The organism is Myceligenerans halotolerans, assembly GCF_054782975.1.
Map to the genome: position 1 here is coordinate 131,398 of NZ_BAAGRL010000025.1, position 17,126 is coordinate 148,523.

General features: G+C 72.3%; 17 protein-coding genes. 3 read left to right on the plus strand and 14 right to left on the minus strand.

The window, feature by feature from the left end:
* Nucleotides 1–90: 90 nt before the first annotated feature.
* Nucleotides 91–1,146, minus strand: coding sequence for a substrate-binding domain-containing protein (locus ACYVK5_RS17210; RefSeq protein WP_460707176.1), 1,056 nt, complete (start codon nt 1,144–1,146; stop codon nt 91–93).
* Nucleotides 1,147–1,231: 85 nt separating this feature from the next.
* Between ACYVK5_RS17210 and ACYVK5_RS17215 the strand changes: the two genes are divergently transcribed.
* Nucleotides 1,232–1,618, plus strand: coding sequence for a MarR family transcriptional regulator (locus ACYVK5_RS17215; protein WP_460707177.1), 387 nt, complete (start codon nt 1,232–1,234; stop codon nt 1,616–1,618).
* On the opposite strand, the gene ACYVK5_RS17220 is transcribed toward ACYVK5_RS17215, so the two are convergent.
* The 12 genes from ACYVK5_RS17220 to urtA all read right to left on the minus strand — a co-directional run bounded on the left by ACYVK5_RS17220 (nt 1,586) and on the right by urtA (nt 13,102).
* Nucleotides 1,586–2,698 (minus strand): HoxN/HupN/NixA family nickel/cobalt transporter, encoded by a 1,113-nt coding sequence (locus ACYVK5_RS17220; RefSeq protein WP_460707178.1) that lies wholly within the window; start codon nt 2,696–2,698, stop codon nt 1,586–1,588. The genes ACYVK5_RS17215 and ACYVK5_RS17220 overlap by 33 nt on opposite strands.
* A complete protein-coding gene (locus tag ACYVK5_RS17225; protein WP_460707179.1) occupies nt 2,695–3,516 on the minus strand; it encodes an urease accessory protein UreD in 822 nt (273 codons plus the stop codon). The genes ACYVK5_RS17220 and ACYVK5_RS17225 overlap by 4 nt, the downstream gene beginning before the upstream one ends.
* A gap of 196 nt (nt 3,517–3,712) precedes the next feature.
* Entirely contained in the window at nt 3,713–4,405 is a 693-nt protein-coding gene (ureG, locus tag ACYVK5_RS17230) for an urease accessory protein UreG (protein WP_460707220.1), read from the minus strand.
* Between the two features lie 145 nt (nt 4,406–4,550).
* Nucleotides 4,551–5,297, minus strand: coding sequence for an urease accessory protein UreF (locus ACYVK5_RS17235; protein ID WP_460707180.1), 747 nt, complete (start codon nt 5,295–5,297; stop codon nt 4,551–4,553).
* A gap of 10 nt (nt 5,298–5,307) precedes the next feature.
* Nucleotides 5,308–7,008 (minus strand): urease subunit alpha, encoded by a 1,701-nt coding sequence (locus tag ACYVK5_RS17240; protein ID WP_460707181.1) that lies wholly within the window; start codon nt 7,006–7,008, stop codon nt 5,308–5,310.
* Nucleotides 7,008–7,544 (minus strand): urease subunit beta, encoded by a 537-nt coding sequence (gene ureB, locus ACYVK5_RS17245; RefSeq protein WP_460707182.1) that lies wholly within the window; start codon nt 7,542–7,544, stop codon nt 7,008–7,010. Before ureB ends, ACYVK5_RS17240 begins: the two co-directional genes overlap by 1 nt.
* Before the next feature lie 10 nt (nt 7,545–7,554).
* Nucleotides 7,555–7,857, minus strand: coding sequence for an urease subunit gamma (locus ACYVK5_RS17250; protein ID WP_460707183.1), 303 nt, complete (start codon nt 7,855–7,857; stop codon nt 7,555–7,557).
* A gap of 156 nt (nt 7,858–8,013) precedes the next feature.
* Nucleotides 8,014–8,712 carry an ATP-binding cassette domain-containing protein gene (locus tag ACYVK5_RS17255; RefSeq protein WP_460707221.1) on the minus strand — a complete coding sequence of 233 codons (699 nt, stop codon included), beginning with the start codon at nt 8,710–8,712 and terminating at the stop codon, nt 8,014–8,016.
* On the minus strand, nt 8,712–9,788 hold the full coding sequence (gene urtD / locus ACYVK5_RS17260) for an urea ABC transporter ATP-binding protein UrtD (RefSeq protein WP_460707184.1): 1,077 nt from the start codon (nt 9,786–9,788) through the stop codon (nt 8,712–8,714). The genes ACYVK5_RS17255 and urtD overlap by 1 nt, the downstream gene beginning before the upstream one ends.
* Nucleotides 9,785–10,927, minus strand: coding sequence for an urea ABC transporter permease subunit UrtC (gene urtC / locus ACYVK5_RS17265; protein WP_460707185.1), 1,143 nt, complete (start codon nt 10,925–10,927; stop codon nt 9,785–9,787). The genes urtD and urtC overlap by 4 nt, the downstream gene beginning before the upstream one ends.
* Complete coding sequence (gene urtB, locus ACYVK5_RS17270; RefSeq protein ID WP_460707186.1) at nt 10,924–11,805, minus strand: urea ABC transporter permease subunit UrtB; 882 nt, start codon at nt 11,803–11,805, stop codon at nt 10,924–10,926. The genes urtC and urtB overlap by 4 nt, the downstream gene beginning before the upstream one ends.
* A 25-nt stretch (nt 11,806–11,830) precedes the next feature.
* Nucleotides 11,831–13,102, minus strand: coding sequence for an urea ABC transporter substrate-binding protein (urtA, locus tag ACYVK5_RS17275; RefSeq protein WP_460707187.1), 1,272 nt, complete (start codon nt 13,100–13,102; stop codon nt 11,831–11,833).
* 274 nt (nt 13,103–13,376) lie between these two features.
* Here urtA and ACYVK5_RS17280 point away from each other — a divergent pair, with 274 nt between their 5' ends.
* Entirely contained in the window at nt 13,377–13,937 is a 561-nt protein-coding gene (locus ACYVK5_RS17280) for a thioredoxin family protein (RefSeq protein WP_460707188.1), read from the plus strand.
* On the plus strand, nt 13,934–14,395 hold the full coding sequence (locus tag ACYVK5_RS17285) for a DUF4395 domain-containing protein (RefSeq protein ID WP_460707189.1): 462 nt from the start codon (nt 13,934–13,936) through the stop codon (nt 14,393–14,395). Before ACYVK5_RS17280 ends, ACYVK5_RS17285 begins: the two co-directional genes overlap by 4 nt.
* 229 nt (nt 14,396–14,624) lie before the next feature.
* On the opposite strand, the gene ACYVK5_RS17290 is transcribed toward ACYVK5_RS17285, so the two are convergent.
* On the minus strand, nt 14,625–16,934 hold the full coding sequence (locus ACYVK5_RS17290; protein ID WP_460707190.1) for a rhamnogalacturonan lyase family protein: 2,310 nt from the start codon (nt 16,932–16,934) through the stop codon (nt 14,625–14,627).
* Nucleotides 16,935–17,126 lie beyond the last annotated feature (192 nt).

The window sequence follows — 17,126 nt, forward strand, 5'->3', positions numbered from 1 at the left end:
TTGTTCTCCATGGGATAAGTCACACCGCGACGTCGAGCGGGGCCGGCCGTCATCACGCGGGCCGGGGGCGGCGCCCGGAGTTCGCCCAGTTCACAGCTCACCCATGAGGTCGAAGTCGAACCCGTCGGCCCGGGCGATGTAGAGGCGGTGCTCGGCGTGGTTGCCCTGGAACCGCATCGGACCGCGCGGGCCTTCGTACACGACGCCGTCCACCGACCGGTCGGTCGCGGCCACCGCCGCGCTCCCGGCCCGCTCGATGATGGTGCGCAGCGCGAAGATGCCCTCGTAGCAGGCCTCGGCCGCCGCCCCGACCGCGGGGGCGTGCACGCCGTGGTGGGCCGTGTAGCGCCCGATCAGGTCGAGCGCCCCGCCTGTCGCCAGGCTCCGGAACCAGCCCCCGGTCGAGTAGAGGTTCTCCGTCCCGCCGGCGCCGCTGCCCATGAGCATGTTCTCCTCCATGAGCGTGCTCAGGCGCACGATCCGCTCGTCGAGACCCTGCCGGGCGAACACCCGGTTGAACCGGACCGCGTTCTGCCCGACCATCAGCATCAGCACCCCGTCGGCACGCGACGCCTCGACGTCGTGCACCACGGCGCCGAGCTGGGCGGCGCTCGCCCCCTGCTCGTTCAGGAACCGGGCGCCGGCGAACTCCACCCCGAGCGACGAGACCTGCGTGGACAGCGCCTGGAACGTGCGCCTCGGCCACGCGTAGTCGTCGCCGACCACATACCAGTTCCGGACACCGAGTTCTGCCCGGAGCCGCGAGATGGCGGGGAACAGCTGGGCTGACGGGACCTCCCCGGTGACGTAGAGGCCCGGGCGCGTCTCGGCGCCCTCGTAGGCGGCCGGGTACACGTACGGGACCCGGCGTTGCACCAGCGGGACGACGGCGTTCCGCACCCGGGAGGTGTGCCAGCCCGTCAGCGCGTGAATGCTGCCCGCGGTCAGCGCCCGGCCCACCTGATGCCGCAGGACCGGGAGCGGCTGGCCCGCGTCGAGGAACTCCGCACGCACCGGACGGCTGAGGATCCCGCCCGACGCGTTCATCTCCGCCACGGCGAGTTCCGTCACGGCCTGGCACGACGGGCCGTAGATCCCTCCGGGGCCCTGGAAGTGAAGGAGAGCACCGACGACGAAGTCCGACATGACGCCCCGTCCCGTGATGGGCCCTTTCCTGGGCTCGGCCTGTGTTGGCGGGTAGTGTACGAGCACACAGGAAGGGCGTGCGGCCATGCGGACGGGGAGTGAGACGGTCATAGCTCCGACCCACGACGACGTGGGCGACACGATGGCGGCCGCGATGCTGCGCGAATCCGTCCTGGCGGCGCGGCGCGCGGCCAGGAACGCCGCCGAGGTGCTCCGCCCCGAAGGCTTCGCCCTCGACGAGTGGCTGGTCCTCGACGCACTGGGCGCGGGTGATGGCCTGACCATGTCCCAGCTGCGCGAAGCGGTGCTCGTCGACAAGGCGACCCTCGGCCGCCGGGTCGACGATCTCCTGACCAAGGCCCTCGTCTACCGCGAGGTCGACGGCCTCGACCGCCGCGTGATCCGCGTCTACCTCTCGTCCCGCGGCCGCGACGTCCTCTCACGCCTCACGGCGCGGCTGGCGCAGGGCTAGCAGTCCCACGCCCCAGACCGCCAGCAGCACGACCGTGAGCACCACCCCGTAGGGCTCGAGGCTGACGCCGGCGCCCGGGACCCCGCCGAGCCACGGCGCGTGCTCGACGGCGACCTGCATCAGCGTCACCGTGCCGATCCCCAGCGCGGCCAGCGCCGACACCCCCGTGACGACGACGTCGTAGCGCACCCGGGAGCGCGCGGGGACCGGGGCACCCGTACGCCCGCCGCCCGCACCGACGGTCTCCGGCCCGCCGGACCCGGCGTGGGCGTAGACGCGCCGGGCCACCGCCCCCTGGGCGGAGTCCAGCAGCGACATCCCCGCCGCGAACAGCACCGCGAGGGGCAGGGCCGCGTACCAGGCGACCTGGCCGAGGGCCGCCGACGCCGTGATCGCCAGCAGCCCGATCTCCGTCGCCGTGTCGAACCCGAGCCCGAACACCAGACCGACCACGTACATCCGGCCAGGCCTGTCGGTGGACCACTCGAACCGCCGCAGCGCCCAGGTGACCGGCCCGCCGGCGTAATGGTGGGCGTGACCGCGCAGGGTCCGCCGCAGCATGACGATGTTGACCACGGCGATCGCCAGCAGGAACGTGCCGGAGACGACCGGCCCCCAGATCCCGGTCGCCCGGCGCAGCGGCGACGACTCGTCTCCCAGCATCGGAGCCAGGGCGTTCACCCCCAGAGCGAGGAGCAGGGCGGCGCCGAGAACCACCGTCGAATGCCCCAGCGAGAACCAGAGACCGACGCCACGCGCGTCCCGGCCCGCGCGCACCAGCCGGCGTGTCGTGTTGTCGATCGTCGCGATGTGATCGGCGTCGAACGCGTGCCGGAGCCCGAGCGAGTAGGCCGCCAGCCCCATGGCCAGGGTGATCGCCCCGGCGCCGTCGTCGACGAACAACGCCGCGGCCAGGCCCCCGACCCCCACGACATGGAGCGCGACGATGACGGGAACCGTCATGCTCCGGCGCTCGCGGCGGATCGGGCGGTCGGGGCGGTCCATGCGGTCAGCGGGGACCGAGTGGGCCGCACCGACCGAGCGGTCGGGGTGCTGGTTGGCCGACGTGCTGGGAGTCATGCATCCTCCGGGGATGTCGTCGGGGCGGCGAGCGCCGGGGGTTCGAGAGGGCTCAGGTGCGTCGCGGCCCCGAGCCAGCGGGTGAGCGTTCCCCCGCGTTCGAGGCAAAGCGTGACCGCGTCGTCGGGGCGCACGGGCCGGGCGTCCGGTGGGCCGCCAGGACCTGCTGCAGGTCTGCCGCGGCCAGGTCCGATGTCGGCCGGGCCGTCGGTGCTCGCGGCGGGCTCGCTGTGGCGGTCGGCGTCGGGGCTGCCGTGCAGGGTGGTGACGGTGTCGATCACCGCGTGGTCGCCGAGGACGCCGGGGACGGGGTGGTCCCCGGCGGCGGTCAGCTCCTCGACGAGGACGGGACCGGCGTCGTCGGCGACGTCCAGGCGCAGCACGACGCGGCCGCCGCGCTCGCCGGTACGGCCCAGCACCACGGTCTCGCGCAGGGCCAGGTGTGACCCGGCGCCGAGCCGTACCGTGGTCGCGCGGTGTGCGTCCGCGCCCGCGGCCACGACGAACGGCAGCCCTGCCCAGGCCAGCGTGGCCCCGGCACCGAGCTGGATGTCGGTGTCCCACCGGCAGGCGGCCCCGTCGCCGTCGTACGCGACCGTGCCGCCGACGTCGGTCAGCGTGAGCGCGCAGCCGGGGTCCACCCGCACGCCGACGACGACGTGGTCCCCGCCGAGCAGCATGGCGCCGCTCGCGACCAGCGCCACCTCGGCGCGCACCTCGTCGCGGGAGACGAGACGCGCGGCGAGCAGGCCGTCGGAGGTCCGGACGCGCACGGGCGTGCCGGGCCCCGCCGGCCGCTCGACCGCCACCCGCGTCACCCGCGTCCCGTTCCGACCCGAGTGACCATCCGGGGGCCGAAGGTGCCGGCGCGCGACCACGCCATCTTGGGCGATGGTGGTGCTGCCACCACGCAGAATGGCGTGGTCGGCGCCGGCCGGGAGGCCGTCTCGGGTGAGCTCCGAGGGGACCGGGTCGGCGGGGAGAGCCCGGGGGAGGATCCGCGACATCGGGCGGTCAGTGGGTGTGGGCGTGGTCGTGTACCTGGTCCTCGTCGTGGCTGTGCACGTGGCCGCCGTCCTCGTCCGCGTGGAAGTGCGGCGCCATGGGGCCGGGATCCTGCGCGACGTGCGCGCCGGCGCGGAAGCTGCGCAGCACGTCGAGCACCCAGGAGCGCAGCTCCGCCACCGACGTCTCGTCGCTGCGGGAGAGCGCGACGACCGCACGGTTCTCCCGCGCCGCCGACGCGTCGGCGACCATCCGCGCGACGTCGACGCCCACGTACGGCGCGAGGTCGGTCTTGTTGACGACGAGGAGGTCGGCGCGGCCGATCCCGGGACCACCCTTGCGGGCGACGTCCCCGCCGCCGGCCACGTCCAGCACGAAGATCTGGGCGTCGACGAGCGCGGGGGAGAACGTCGCCGTGAGGTTGTCCCCGCCGGACTCGATGATCACGAGGTCCAGTGGGTCGAAGTCGCGTTCCAGGTCCTCGGCCGCCAGCAGGTTCGCGGTGACGTCGTCGCGGATCGCGGTGTGCGGGCAGGCACCCGTCTCCACGGCGCGGATGCGCTCGGGCTCGAGAACGCCGGCCGAACGCAGGAACTTCGCGTCCTCGTCGGTGTAGATGTCGTTGGTGATGACGCCGATGCGCAGCTCGGCGCCGAGCGCCCGGCAGATCGTCGCGATGAGGGACGACTTGCCGACGCCCACGGGACCGGCGACCCCGAGGCGAAGCGCCCGGGAGGGCGGCCGGGTGACGTCGGCCGCGGAGCTCGGTTCGGGGACGGCCGGGCCGCCGGGCTGCGAGCCTGACGCCGTGACGGGAGCGGAAGCGGGCACAGGGACAAGGGGGGAGTCAGGCACGGAACAACCTTTGGCTCAGGAGGGCGTGGGCCTGCGCCCAGCCCTCGGTCTGCGGGGAACCGGAGGCCGGAATGTCCTCCGGGGTGGTGCACGCCGCGACGCGGAGCACGTGCGGCTCCGCCGCGGCGCACGAGTCGAGGACCCAGCGCGCGGGGGTGACCGGATCCAGCGGTTCGAGCTTGAGCAGGGCCGACGCTGCGGTCTGGGCGTCGTCGTACACGGTGAGGCGCACGGTGTCGGTGGGGAGCAGACCGGTCGCCGCGGCGACCGCCCCCAGGACCACCGCGCGGGGGAGCGGGCCATGGGTGGTGGCGTGCGCGGCGACGGCCCGTACCGCGGGCGTCTCCGGCCAGAGGGAGCGCGCGAGCCGCAGGTAGCCGCGACCGAGCAGGCGGGCGGCGTCGCGCAGCGCGGGCGCGGGTGTGCGCGCCGCCCACGCGCTGACGACGTCGGCCAGAGAATGCGCGGGTAGGTTTCCAGCCCGGTCGTCGCCGCCCCGGTCGTCGTCACCCCGGCCGACGTCGGCCGCCGCGCCGAGCAGCCGCGCCGTCACCACGGCCGTGCCCGCCTCCACCAGGCTCACCGTCGTCGCGCGGCCGGTGAGCCAGGCGGGCACCGCCGCGACCGGCAGGCCGCCCAGCAGCGCCGGTTCGAGGCTCGCGGAGTGCGCGTGCCCGCCGCTGGGCAGGCGGGCGTCGGCGAGCAGCATCGCCACCGAGAGCGCGTGGGGTGAGGTCACGTGCCGCCTTTCAGAACATCGAGTACAGCTGGGTGAGCGGCAGGCGGACGGCGGGCGCCGGCTCGACGAGATCGCCGTCGACGCGGATCTCGAACGTGTCGGGCCGGATGTCGATCCGGGGCAGGACGTCGTTGTTGCGCATGTCCGCCTTCCCCACGTCGCGGGTGGGTGTCACCGCGGCCAGCTCGCGGCGCAGCCCGAGCCGGTCCGCCAGCCCGTCCTCGATCGCGGCGGGGGCGACGAACGCGAGCGAGAGGTCGCCCGCGATCGCGTCGCCGAACGCGGGACGCTGCAGCACGGGCTGCGGCGTCGGTATCGACGCGTTCGGGTCGCCGATCGCCGCCCACGCGATCACGCCGCCCTTGAGCACCAGGTCGGGCCGGACGCCGAAGAACCGCGGGTCCCACAGCACCAGGTCCGCCAGCTTGCCCGGCTCCACCGAGCCCACATGATCGGCGACGCCGTGGCCGATCGCCGGGTTGATCGTGTACTTGGCGACGTAGCGCCGCGCCCGCTCGTTGTCCGCCGGCTCCGAGCTGCCCAGCGGGCCGCGGCGGTGCTTCATCACGTGCGCCACCTGCCACGTGCGGGTGATCACCTCGCCGATCCGGCCCATCGCCTGCGCGTCGGACGACGTGATCGACAGCGCCCCCATGTCGTGCAGCACGTCCTCCGCGGCGATCGTCGTCGCGCGGATGCGGGACTCGGCGAACGCCAGGTCCTCCGGGACCGCCGGGCTCAGGTGGTGGCAGACCATGAGCATGTCGAGGTGCTCGGCCACCGTGTTGACCGTGTGGGGGAGAGTCGGGTTCGTCGAGCCCGGGATCACGTGCGGGAGAGCGGCGATCGTCAGGATGTCCGGCGCGTGCCCGCCGCCCGCGCCCTCGACGTGGAAGGCGTGGATCGACCGGCCGTCGATGGCGTCGATCGTCGACTGCACGAACCCCGCCTCGTTCAGCGAGTCCGAGTGCAGGGCCACCTGCAGCCCCCACTCCTCCGCGCCGCGCAGGGCGGAGTCCAGCGCCGCCGGGGTGGAGCCCCAGTCCTCGTGCAGCTTGAACCCGCCCGCTCCCGCCAGCGCCTGCTCCGCCAGGGCGTCCGCGCTGACCGTGTTGCCCTTGCCGAGCAGCAGCACGTTCACCGGCACCGGGTCGAGGGCGCGCAGGACGTGCCGCAGATGCCCCGCGCCGGTCACCGTCGTCGCCTTGGACCCCTCGGACGGTCCGGTCCCGCCGCCCGCCACGGTGGTGATGCCCGTGGCCAGAGCCTCGTACAGCGGCGACGGCGACAGCAGGTGGACGTGGGGGTCGAAACCCCCGGCCGTGAGGATCTTCCCCTCACCGGAGATGACGTCGGTCGACGGCCCGATGACCAGGTCCGGGTGCACGCCGTCGGCGATATCAGGGTTGCCCGACCGGCCCAGGGCGACGATGCGCCCGTCCCGCACCCCGACGTCGGCCCGGATCACGCCCCACCAGTCCAGCACGACGGCGTTCGTGATCACCGTGTCCAGCGCGCCCTCCGCGCGGGTACGGGACGACTGCGCCATCGACTCCCGGATCGACTTGCCCCCGCCGAACACTGCCTCCTCACCGCCCGCCGTGCGGTCCTCGGTGACCTCGATCCACAGATCGGTGTCGCCCAGGCGCACCTGGTCACCGACCGTGGGACCGTACAGGGCGGCGTAGCGCTCGCGGTCGATCCACGCCATCAGCGTTCCTCCTGCTCGTCGACGGATCCTGGATGGGCGGAATCCGGGTGTCCGGGCGCCGGGTGGCCGGCGGCTGGGTGTCCGGGCGCTGGGTCGGCGGACGCCGGGTCGATCGATGTCGGGTCAACGGACACTGGATCGACCGCCACCGGATCGACCGACACCGGAAGCGCCTGGTCCGGGCGCGCGCGGACCGGCCCCAGCGCGCCGCCGTCGTCCTTGCCGCGCTGGATGCCGGGCACGCGGCGCGCCCCGCGGATCGTCACGGCGTCGACCCGGCGGCTCGCGCCGGGCTCGAACCGCTGGGACGTGCCCGCGGGCACGTCGAGCCGGAAACCGTGCGCGGCCTCCCGGTCGAACTCGAGGGCGCCGTTGGCGTCGGGCAGGTGCAGGTGGGAACCGATCTGGACGGGCCGGTCCCCGGTGTTCAGGACGACGAGGGACAGGCGCTCGTGCGGTGCGCGGCCGGCGTTGATCTCGATGCGGCCGGGAGCGACGCGGACGGCGCCCGGCCCGGCGGACGCATGGGCTGACATAGGGGGCCTCCTACTGGACGGGGTGGTGCAGGGTGACGAGCTTGCGGCCGTCGGGGAACGTGGCCTCGACCTGGACGTCGACGAGCATCTCGGCGACGCCGTCCATGACCTGCTCCCGGGTGAGGACCTCGCGGCCGGCGTCCATGAGCGTGGCGACGTCGGCGCCGTCGCGCGCCCGCTCGATCACCCAGCAGGACAGCAGCGCCACGGACTCCGGGTAATTGAGCCGCACCCCGCGCCCCAGCCGGTCCCGAGCAACCATCCCGGCGGTAGCCAGCAACAACTTCTCAACATCCCCAGGCGTCAAACGCATGGGACCCCTCTCGATCGGTCGCAGCGCCGGCGTCGACCACGCCGTTCTGCTGGGTGGGAGCGCAACCATCGGTCAAAATGGCGTGGTCGCCAAAAATGGCGTGGTCGCGCGCAGCCGGCGCAGTCCGGGCCGCCGTCGGGCTCTGCGACCGGGCGCTCACAGGGCCAGTGCCTTCCGGGCGTCGGCGGCCGCGGTCGCGCCGCCGCCCTGCCCGCGGTGGGCGACGCGGCCGGAGGTGAGCACCGCGAACTCGGCGGCGTGCTCCACGGCGTAGCCGATGTGCTGCTCGACGAGCAGCACCGACAGGCTGCCCGCGGCGGTGAGCGCCGAGATGGCGTCGTAGATCTCGGTCACCACGTTGGGCTGGATGCCCTCGACCGGCTCGTCGAGGACGAGCAGGCGCGGCCCGGTGACCAGCGCCCGGGCGATGGCGAGCTGCTGGCGCTGACCGCCCGACAGCAACCCTGCCTGGCGGCCGAGGAGGTCGCGCAGCGCGGGGAAGAGGTCCAGCGCCTCGTCCGTCCGACGCCGGCCCGCCCGCCCCTGCGCGTCCGCGACCACCTGCAGGTTCTCCCGGGCACTGAGGCGTCCGAAGGACTGCTGGCCCTGCGGCACGTAGGCGATGCCGCGCCGCACCCGCTTGTGAGGCGCGAGCGACGTGACGTCCGCGCCGTCCAGGTGCACCGCGCCCGCGCGCACCGGCAGCAGGCCGAGCACCGCACGGAGGAGCGTCGTCTTGCCCGCGCCGTTGTGGCCCAGGACGGCGGTGAGCGCGCCGTCGGGGACGGTCAGGTCGACACCGTGCACCACGGTGGTCCGGCCGTAGCCCGTGGTCACGCCGCTCAGTTCGAGCATCACGGGAGATCTCCTTCCGTCGTGGCGGGTTGCGGGGGCGCCGCGTCCGTCGTGCCGTCGTCCGACGACGCCGAGGCGCCCGTGTCCGACGACGCCGAGGCGCCCGACGACGCCGCGCCGTTGCCCGACGCCGCCGCGTTGCCCGACGGCGCCGCGGCGTTCGACGGCGACGCGCCGTTGCCGAGATACACCTCGACGACGGCGGGATCGTTCTGCACCTCGTTCACCGTGCCCTCGGCGAGCACCCGTCCCTGGTGCATCACGGTCACCGAGTCGGCGAAGGCGCGCAGGAACTCCATGTCGTGCTCGACGACGACCACCACCCGCTGCGACCCGATGCGCCGCAGCAGTTCCCCGGTCTCCTCGCGCTCGGCCTGGGTCATCCCCGCGACGGGCTCGTCGAGCAGGAGCAGGTGGGCGTCCTGGACGAGCAGCATCCCGATCTCCAGCCACTGCTTCTGGCCGTGGGCGAGCACGCCGGCCGGGGCGTCGCGCAGCGCCGTCAGCCCGACCGTTTCCAGTGCCTGTTCGACTGCCGGGGGTGTGCCCGCCCGTCGCCGCAGCAGGGTCAGCGGCCGGCGTCGTGCGCCCGCCGCGATGTCGAGGTTCTGCAGCACGGTCAGCTCCTCGAAGACGCTCGCGGTCTGGAACGTCCGGCCCACCCCGGCGCGCGCGATCCGGTGGGTGGTGCGCCCGAGAAGTTCCGTCCCGCCGAACGCGGCCGACCCAGCCGCCCGGACGAGCCCCGTCACCGCGTCGATCAGCGTCGTCTTGCCCGCGCCGTTCGGCCCGATGAGGAACCGCAGGTCGCCCTGAGTGACCGTGAGGTCGACATCGCGCACGGCGACGAAGCCGTCGAACTCGACACGGAGCCCCCGCACCTCCAGGTAGTCGTGCCGGAACCGGGCGGCGTCCGTGCCGAGCAGGGCGTCGGCGGCGGCCAGGTCGATCTCGGCTTCCGGCCGGCCGGTCTCGGTCTCCGGTCGTTCGGTCTCCGCTTCCGGCCGTGGGCTCGCCGTCGCCGGCTGTGGAGCCGCCGTCTCCGGCCGCTGCTCCGTTGATGGTGTGTCGTTCATGCCCGGCTCCTCTCCGTTGCGAGGTCGGTACCCGGCCCGCCGTCGTCGTCGGCCATCGCACCGGCTGCACCGGCTGCGGCGTCCGGCGCGGCGGAGCGCCGCCGCCACATGGTCCCGGCGACCGAGGCGAGCCCTCCGGGGAGGAAGGCGACGACGAGGATGAACATCGCCCCCTGGAAGTAGATCCAGCCCGACGGGAACTGCTCGGAGATCGACGTCTGCGCCCAGCTCACCGCGATCGACCCGAGCACCGGGCCCAGCAGGGTCGCGCGCCCGCCGATCGCCACGCCGATGAGGAACCCGATGGACGGGACGACGCCGACGTCGGCCGGCGAGATGATCCCGACGATCGGCACGAACAGCGCCCCGCCGACCGCGGCCATCACGGCCGCGACGACGTAGGCGACGACCTTCACCAGGGCGGGGTCGTAGCCGAGGAACCGGACGCGGTCCTCCTGGTCGCGGACCGCCACCAGCAGCTCGCCGAACCGGGAGACGGTGAGCAGGCGCACCACGGCCACCATCGCGAGCAGGACGCCGGCGGCGATCAGGTAGAGCATCTGCTTGTTGACCGGGTCGGCCAGGTCGTAGCCGAAGAACGCGCGGAACCCGTTGAGCCCGTTCGTCCCGCCGGTGGTCTGCTGCTGGCCGATGAGCAGGATCGCGAAGGCGGCCGCCAGGGCCTGGGAGAGGATCGCGAAGTACGCGCCCCGCACCCGGCGGGTGAACACGGCCCAGCCGAGGGCCGCGGCGAGCGCTGCCGGGACCAGCAGGATCAGCAGGATCGCCGCGACGGGGGAGCGCAGTGGCTCCCACCAGCCCGGCACCTGCCCCGTCCCGTACAGGAGCATGAAGTCCGGCACGCCGCCCGGTCCGGCGTCGGCGAGCTTGAGGTGCATGGCCATGAGGTAGGCCCCGAGGCCGAAGTAGACGCCCTGGCCCAGGGTGAGCAGGCCGCCGCGGCCCCAGGCGAGGCCGATCCCGACGGCGACCATCGCGAGGCACAGGAACTTGGCCAGCAGGTCGAGGCGGAACGGGCTGAGCACGGCGGGCGCGAGCAGCAGCAGGACGGCGGCCAGGCCGAACGCCGCGAGGGTCCGGGTGCGCCCGGGCCGCACGAGTGCGGTGAGAGCGGTCATGCGAGACTCCTCGTCCGGACCGAGACCAGCCCTTGGGGTCGTAGCTGCAGGAAGGCCACGATCGCGACGAACACGAGCACCTTGGCGACCGACGCCGTCGTGGAGTACTCGAAGAACGACTGCATCAGGCCGAGTGCCGTCGCCGCGATCACGGTGCCCTTGATCTGCCCGATGCCGCCCGCCACGACGACCAGGAACGCGTCGACGATGTAGTTGGTCCCGAGCGTCGGCCCGATCGAGCCGAGCAGCGTGAGCGCTACCCCCGCGACGCCGGCCAGCCCGGACCCGATGAAGAAGGTGACCCGGTCGGTGGCGCGCGACGAGATGCCGGACGCCTCGGCCAGGTCCCGGTTCTGCACGACGGCGCGGATGCGCCGGCCGAGCGGCGTGGCCCGCAGGGCGAGCGCCAGGGCGACCACGCAGACCGCGGCGAGCGCCAGGATGAACAGGCGTGTCTTCGGCAGGGCGAGCCCGCCGATCTCGACGGCGCCCGAGAGCCACGCGGGTGCGCGGACGTCCACGTTGGGTGCGCCGAACACGTCCCGCGCGACCTGCTGGAGCACGAGCGCGACACCCCAGGTGACGAGCAGCGTGTCCAGCGGCCGGCGGTACATGCGGTGGATGAGCGTCGCCTCCAGGAGCAGGCCGAGCAGGCCGCCGACGACGAAGCCGAGCGGGAGCGCCAGCAGCAGGCTCACGCCGGCGTCGCCGACGACGCCCTGGACCACGAACGCCGTGTAGGCGCCCGCCATCATGAACTCCCCGTGGGCCATGTTGATGACGCCCATCTGGCCGAAGGTCAGGGAGAGACCCAGGGCGGCGAGGAGGAGGACGGAGCCGAGGCTGAGTCCGGCGAAGAGCTGGGCGATGATGTCCATGAAGGGTCCGTCTCGTGTCCGCGGGTCAGGACAGGCCGTCGGCCCAGTCGTAGCCCTCGAGGTACGGGTCGGGCTCGATGGGCTCCTCGGAGCTCCACTCGGTGTGGATCAGGCCGTCCTCGCCGATGGTTCCGACCAGCGCGGTCTTGGCGATGTGGTGGTTCTCGCCGTTCACGACCACCGGGCCCTCGGGGGCGTCGTAGGTGACGCCGTCGGCGGCGGCCACGACGTCGTCCACCGCGAAGGAGCCGGCCTTCTCGACCATCGCCCGCCAGAGGTGGAGCGAGGTGTAGGCGGCCTCCATGGGGTCGGAGGTGGGCCGGTCCTCGCCGTACTTCGCCTTGAAGGCCTCGACGAAGGCCTCGTTCGCGGGGCTCTCCACGGTCTGGTAGTAGTTCCAGGCGGTGAGCTGGCCCTCGATGTTCTCGACGCCGATGCCGCCGACCTCTTCCTCGGCGATCGACACGGAGACGACGGGCATGTCGTCGCTCGCGATCCCGGCGTTGTTGTACTCCTTGAAGAAGGCCACGTTGGAGTCGCCGTTGAGGGTGTTGAACACGGCGTCGGCGTCGGCGGACTTCACCTTGTTGACGATGGTGGAGAAGTCGGTGTGGCCGAGCGGCGCGTACTCCTCGCCGACGATCTCGATGTCGTGGGCCTCGGCGTAGGCGTTGATGATCTTGTTCGCGGTGCGCGGGAAGACGTAGTCCGAGCCGACGAGGAACAGTGATTCGGCGCCCTGTTCGGCGAGGTAGTCGAGCGCGGGCACGATCTGCTGGTTGGTCGTGGCGCCGGTGTAGAAGATGTTGGGTGAGGACTCGAGGCCCTCGTACTGCACGGGGTAGAACAGCAGGGAGTCCTGGGACTCGAACACCGGCAGCATGGCCTTGCGCGAGGCCGACGTCCAGCCGCCGAAGACGGCGGCGACGCAGTCGCTGGTGATGAGCTTGCCGGCCTTCTCGGCGAAGACGGTGGGCTCGGACTGGCCGTCCTCCGACACGATCTCGAGCTGCTTGTCGAGCACGCCGCCGTCGGCGTTGATCTCCTCGGCGGCGAGCTGGAGGGAGTCGTGGACGGTCTGCTCGGAGATCGCCATCGTGCCGGACAGCGAGTTGAGGAAGCCGATCTTGACCGTGTCGCCGGAGGTGTCGACGCAGCTCTCGGCGGCGGTGGCGGTGCCCTCGCTGCCGCTGTCGACCCGCGCGCCGCAGGCGCTGAGGGCGACGACGCAGAGGGCGGCGAGCGAGGCGGTGCTCAGGCGTGTCAGGCCGGGGCGCGACGTGGACCGAGGACGCATGGGGGTGCTCCGTTCGTGGGCGTCGGCCCGGGGACCGGGCCGTCGATTAGGTTCAAATGAACCTAAGTGGACGGACATGTCGGTCCCGTGCGGTCGCGGTAACTTTCGTGTTTCGCGACGGCCCCTGATGTTTCGCCGCGCTGCGTCCCGTGACCTTCCCCGCCGCTCCAACCGTCCATAGATCAAGACGATGGTTCCCAAAGGGAATGCCGATGTGATGGGATGCGTAGATCAGTAGGTCCGGTCTCCGTGGCCGGATGGACGGGGACGAACGATGGAAATCTTGCTGCTGGGTGGTGCGATCGCACTGACGGCGCTGGTCGGCGTGGCGTGGTCGCGACGCCAGGGTGTCGTGCGCGGCCCCCGGGCCGCCGACGGGCACGTCGACTGGGCGTCTCAGGGCGTGGACCTCGGGAGGCACGCGACGTTCGTGCAGTTCTCCGCGCAGGTGTGCGCGGCGTGCCGGTCGACCGCACGGGCGCTCGGGACGGTGGCCGCGCGGGACGGCGTCGTGCACCATGAGCTGGACGTCGAGGACCATTTCGCCCTGACGGGTCACCTGGCCGTCCTCCGCACCCCGACCGTCCTGGTCCTCGACCAGGACGGCATCGAGGTCGCGCGGATGAGCGGCGGCGTCTCGCCTGCGCAGGCGCGCGAGGCGCTGGCCCGCGTGCCCGGCCCGGGGCAGGCGGCGGGGCAGGGCCGGTCGGCGGATGCCGCGCGGGCGGACGGTGCCGGGCGGGCGGACGGTGCCGGGCGGGCGGCGGTTACGAAGGAGCAGTGGCCGACGACGGACGCCGGCCGGGCAGTTGCGACGAAGGGGTGGGCACGATGACGGCGCCGTCGAACACCAGGAAGGACGGGATGATCGACCCGCGCGGGCCGCGGCTCGGCGCGGGGATCACCGCGCTGCTGCTGGCGATCGTCATGCTGTTCGGTGCGAACACCGCGGGTCTCGTGCTGCTCGCCGTGATCGCGCTCGGCTTCCTGCTCGGCGCGCTGCGCGGGGCCGAGGGCACCTGGCAGGGGTGGGTCTTCCGCACGTTCGTGCGGCCGCGCCTCACGCCGCCGGAGGAACTGGAGGACCGGCGCCCGCCGCGGTTCGCTCAGCTCGTCGGACTGATCGTGACCGGGGTGGGCGTGGTGCTGGGGCTGTTCGGCGTACTGGCGGCCGTGCCGATCGCCGCGGCGGTGGCCTTCGTCGCCGCCGGACTCAACGCGGTGTTCGGGCTGTGCCTCGGCTGCGAGATGTACCTGATCCTCCGCCGCTGGGGCGTGATCCGCGCGGCCTGAACGGCCGCCGCCGGAATCAGCGTCCGTGCGGGCGCTCGCGGGCATGCCGATCTCGGTCCCGAGCCTCCCTGGCCGGCTCGCATGCCCGTCACCGGGAAGGACTCGGCACCGTTGACCATGAGCTTTCCGTCCGAGCCATGAACTTCTGCCCGCCCCGTCTCGGGCGATGCGCTGAAAGCTCATGGCTCGGACGGAATGCTCATCCGCCCAGCCTCCGGCGGGGAGGTCCCTACGGCGTGACCACGTCCGGCCAGGGGGCCGGGGACATGTCGCTCCCGATGTAGAAGCTCGGGTGCGGCGGCTGGTTGTAGGCCGTGTTCTGCCAGGCGATCGCGACGCGGTACTGCGGGTCGTGCATCAGGGTGGGGATCCGCAGGTCCGTCTCGTACGGGGTGGAGTAGATGCGCAGCGCCGAGTTGTTGCTCGTGCGCCAGATGACCTCCTCGCGCCAGTCGCCGAACAGGTCGGCCGACAGGGCGGGGGTCGCCTTGGTGCCGTTGTTCGACGACACACCCGAGCCGGTCAGCTGCCGCCCGCCCGGTGAGTAGTTGTCGATGTGGGTGCCGTCGAGCAGCTCGCGTTCGCCGTCGTCGTCCCACCAGATGACGAAGTTGATCGAGGACGGCTTCGAGCCGATGTTGGAGCCGTTGGCGCTCTGCAGGCCGCCGACCGCGGCCGACCAGTACTCACTGCCCGGGTTGCCCGCCCAGATGTTCGCGGCCACGCCGCGGCCGTTGTCCCCGTCGGGGGAGGTCTGGTAGAGGATCTGCCCGTTGTCGCCGTCGACCAGCCGGGAGGAGGGCATGGTGCTCCACTCGCCGGGCATGAACACCTCCTGGCCGGGGTTGGACGGCTCGAAGTCGCTCACGTGCAGGGCGTCGCCGTGTTTCAGGTCGGTGTTCCACAGCGGCTGCCCGTTCGCGCCGATGGCCATCGCGCCGAAGATGATGTCCTGGCGGCCGTCGCCGTTCAGGTCGGCGATCGAGAGGCTGTGGGCTCCCTGTCCCTCGTACTGGCTGCCGGCCTGGTCGGAGTCGAAGATCCACCGGGTGGACAGGTTCTGCCCGTCGAAGTCGACCGCCCAGATCACCGACCGGGTGTAGTAGCCGCGGGAGAAGATCATCGACGGCGATTCACCGTCGAGGTAGGCGGTCCCCGCCAGGAACCGGTCCACGCGGTTGCCGTAGTTGTCGCCCCAGTCCGAGACGTTGCCGCGCGGGGGCTGGTAGTCGACCGTGTCGACGGCGGCTCCGGTGCGGCCGTCGAAGATCGTCAGGAACTCCGGCCCGGACAGCACGTAGCCGCTGCTGTTGCGGTAGTCGGCGCCGGCGTTGCCGATCACGGTGCCCTGGCCGTCGACGGTGGCGTCGGCGGTCTTCATCGTGATCTCGGCGTCACCGTCGCCGTCGTAGTCGTAGACCTGGAACTGGGTGTAGTGCGCGCCGGAGCGGATGTTGCGGCCCAGGTCGATCCGCCACAGACGCGTGCCGTCCAACCGGTAGGCGTCGATGATCGTGTTGCCCGTGTACCCGGAGTGCGCGTTGTCCCTGGCGTTGGTCGGGTACCACTTGACGACGTACTCGTAGTCGCCGTCGCCGTCCAGGTCGCCGACGCTCACGTCGTTCGCCTCGTAGGTGAAGCTCTCCGACGGCGTCGAGCCGCCCGGGGGTGCCTGGATCGGGATGTCGAAGTAGCCGCTGGAGTTGAACCGGATCTCCGCGTCCGACGTCGAGCCCTCGGTGCCGTCGTTCACAGCCGCCACCGAGTAGGTGGAGCTGCCCGATCCGCCGTCGTCCCAGTAGTTGGTCGCGCCCGTCAGCGGCGAGGACGTGAGGCGCTGGCCGTCGCGGTAGACGTGGAACGCCGTGTCGGGGGAGTCGGTGCCCAGGAGGCGCCAGCTGACGAGGTGGCCCGACCCGGTGGGGATCGTCGAGACGCCGCGGGTCAGGGCCTCGGCCTGGTAGGTGCCGTCCCCGGGCGGATCGGTGGTGCCGCCGTCGTCGACCGGGATCAGGCGCCACTGCTGGTTGGCGCCGCCGTTCTCGTTGTACTGGGAGATCCGGTCGCCTGCCGTGGTGGAGTTCTCCCAGACGTCGAGCGCCTTGCCGGAGAAGCGGTTGACGAAGGTGTAGTACCCGTCGGAGTTCTCGGTGACCTGCCACTGCTGGTTGGTGCCGTTCAGGTCGTCGTACTGGGCGATGGTCGCGCCGTTGTCGGCATTCCACTCCCAGACGTCGAGCACCTGGTTCGAGTGGCGGACCTGGATCCGGTAGTAGCCGTTCCCGGCGTCGAGGAACCGGAACTGCTGGTTGGTCGCGTCGGTCCGGTTCCACTGGACCAGCTCGGCGCCCGGCTCGGTGGAGCGCCCGGTGATGTCGAGGACGAGGTTCGAGTGCCGGGACTCGACGATGTACCAGGTGCCCGGCTCGACCTGGGCCGAGGCGGTGAGGGGTGCGGTGACGAGGAGGGCTGCGGTCACGCACGCGGCGGACAGGAGGGACAGCAGGATTTTCAGACGTCTGCTCAGGGTTGTGGACACGTTTCACTCCATCGTGAAGTCGTGGTGCAGGGAAAGCGGTTGCCTGGGTTTGCAACGTTAGATAGCGGGGTGCGGGGCGTCAATCGCGAGCGACGATGTGAAACCTTTCAAGTAGTGGGGCGGCCGCCCGAGGCCCCCGGCGGCAACGAACCATGCAGTTCCTTGCGAACCATGCAGTTCCTTCCGCTTTGG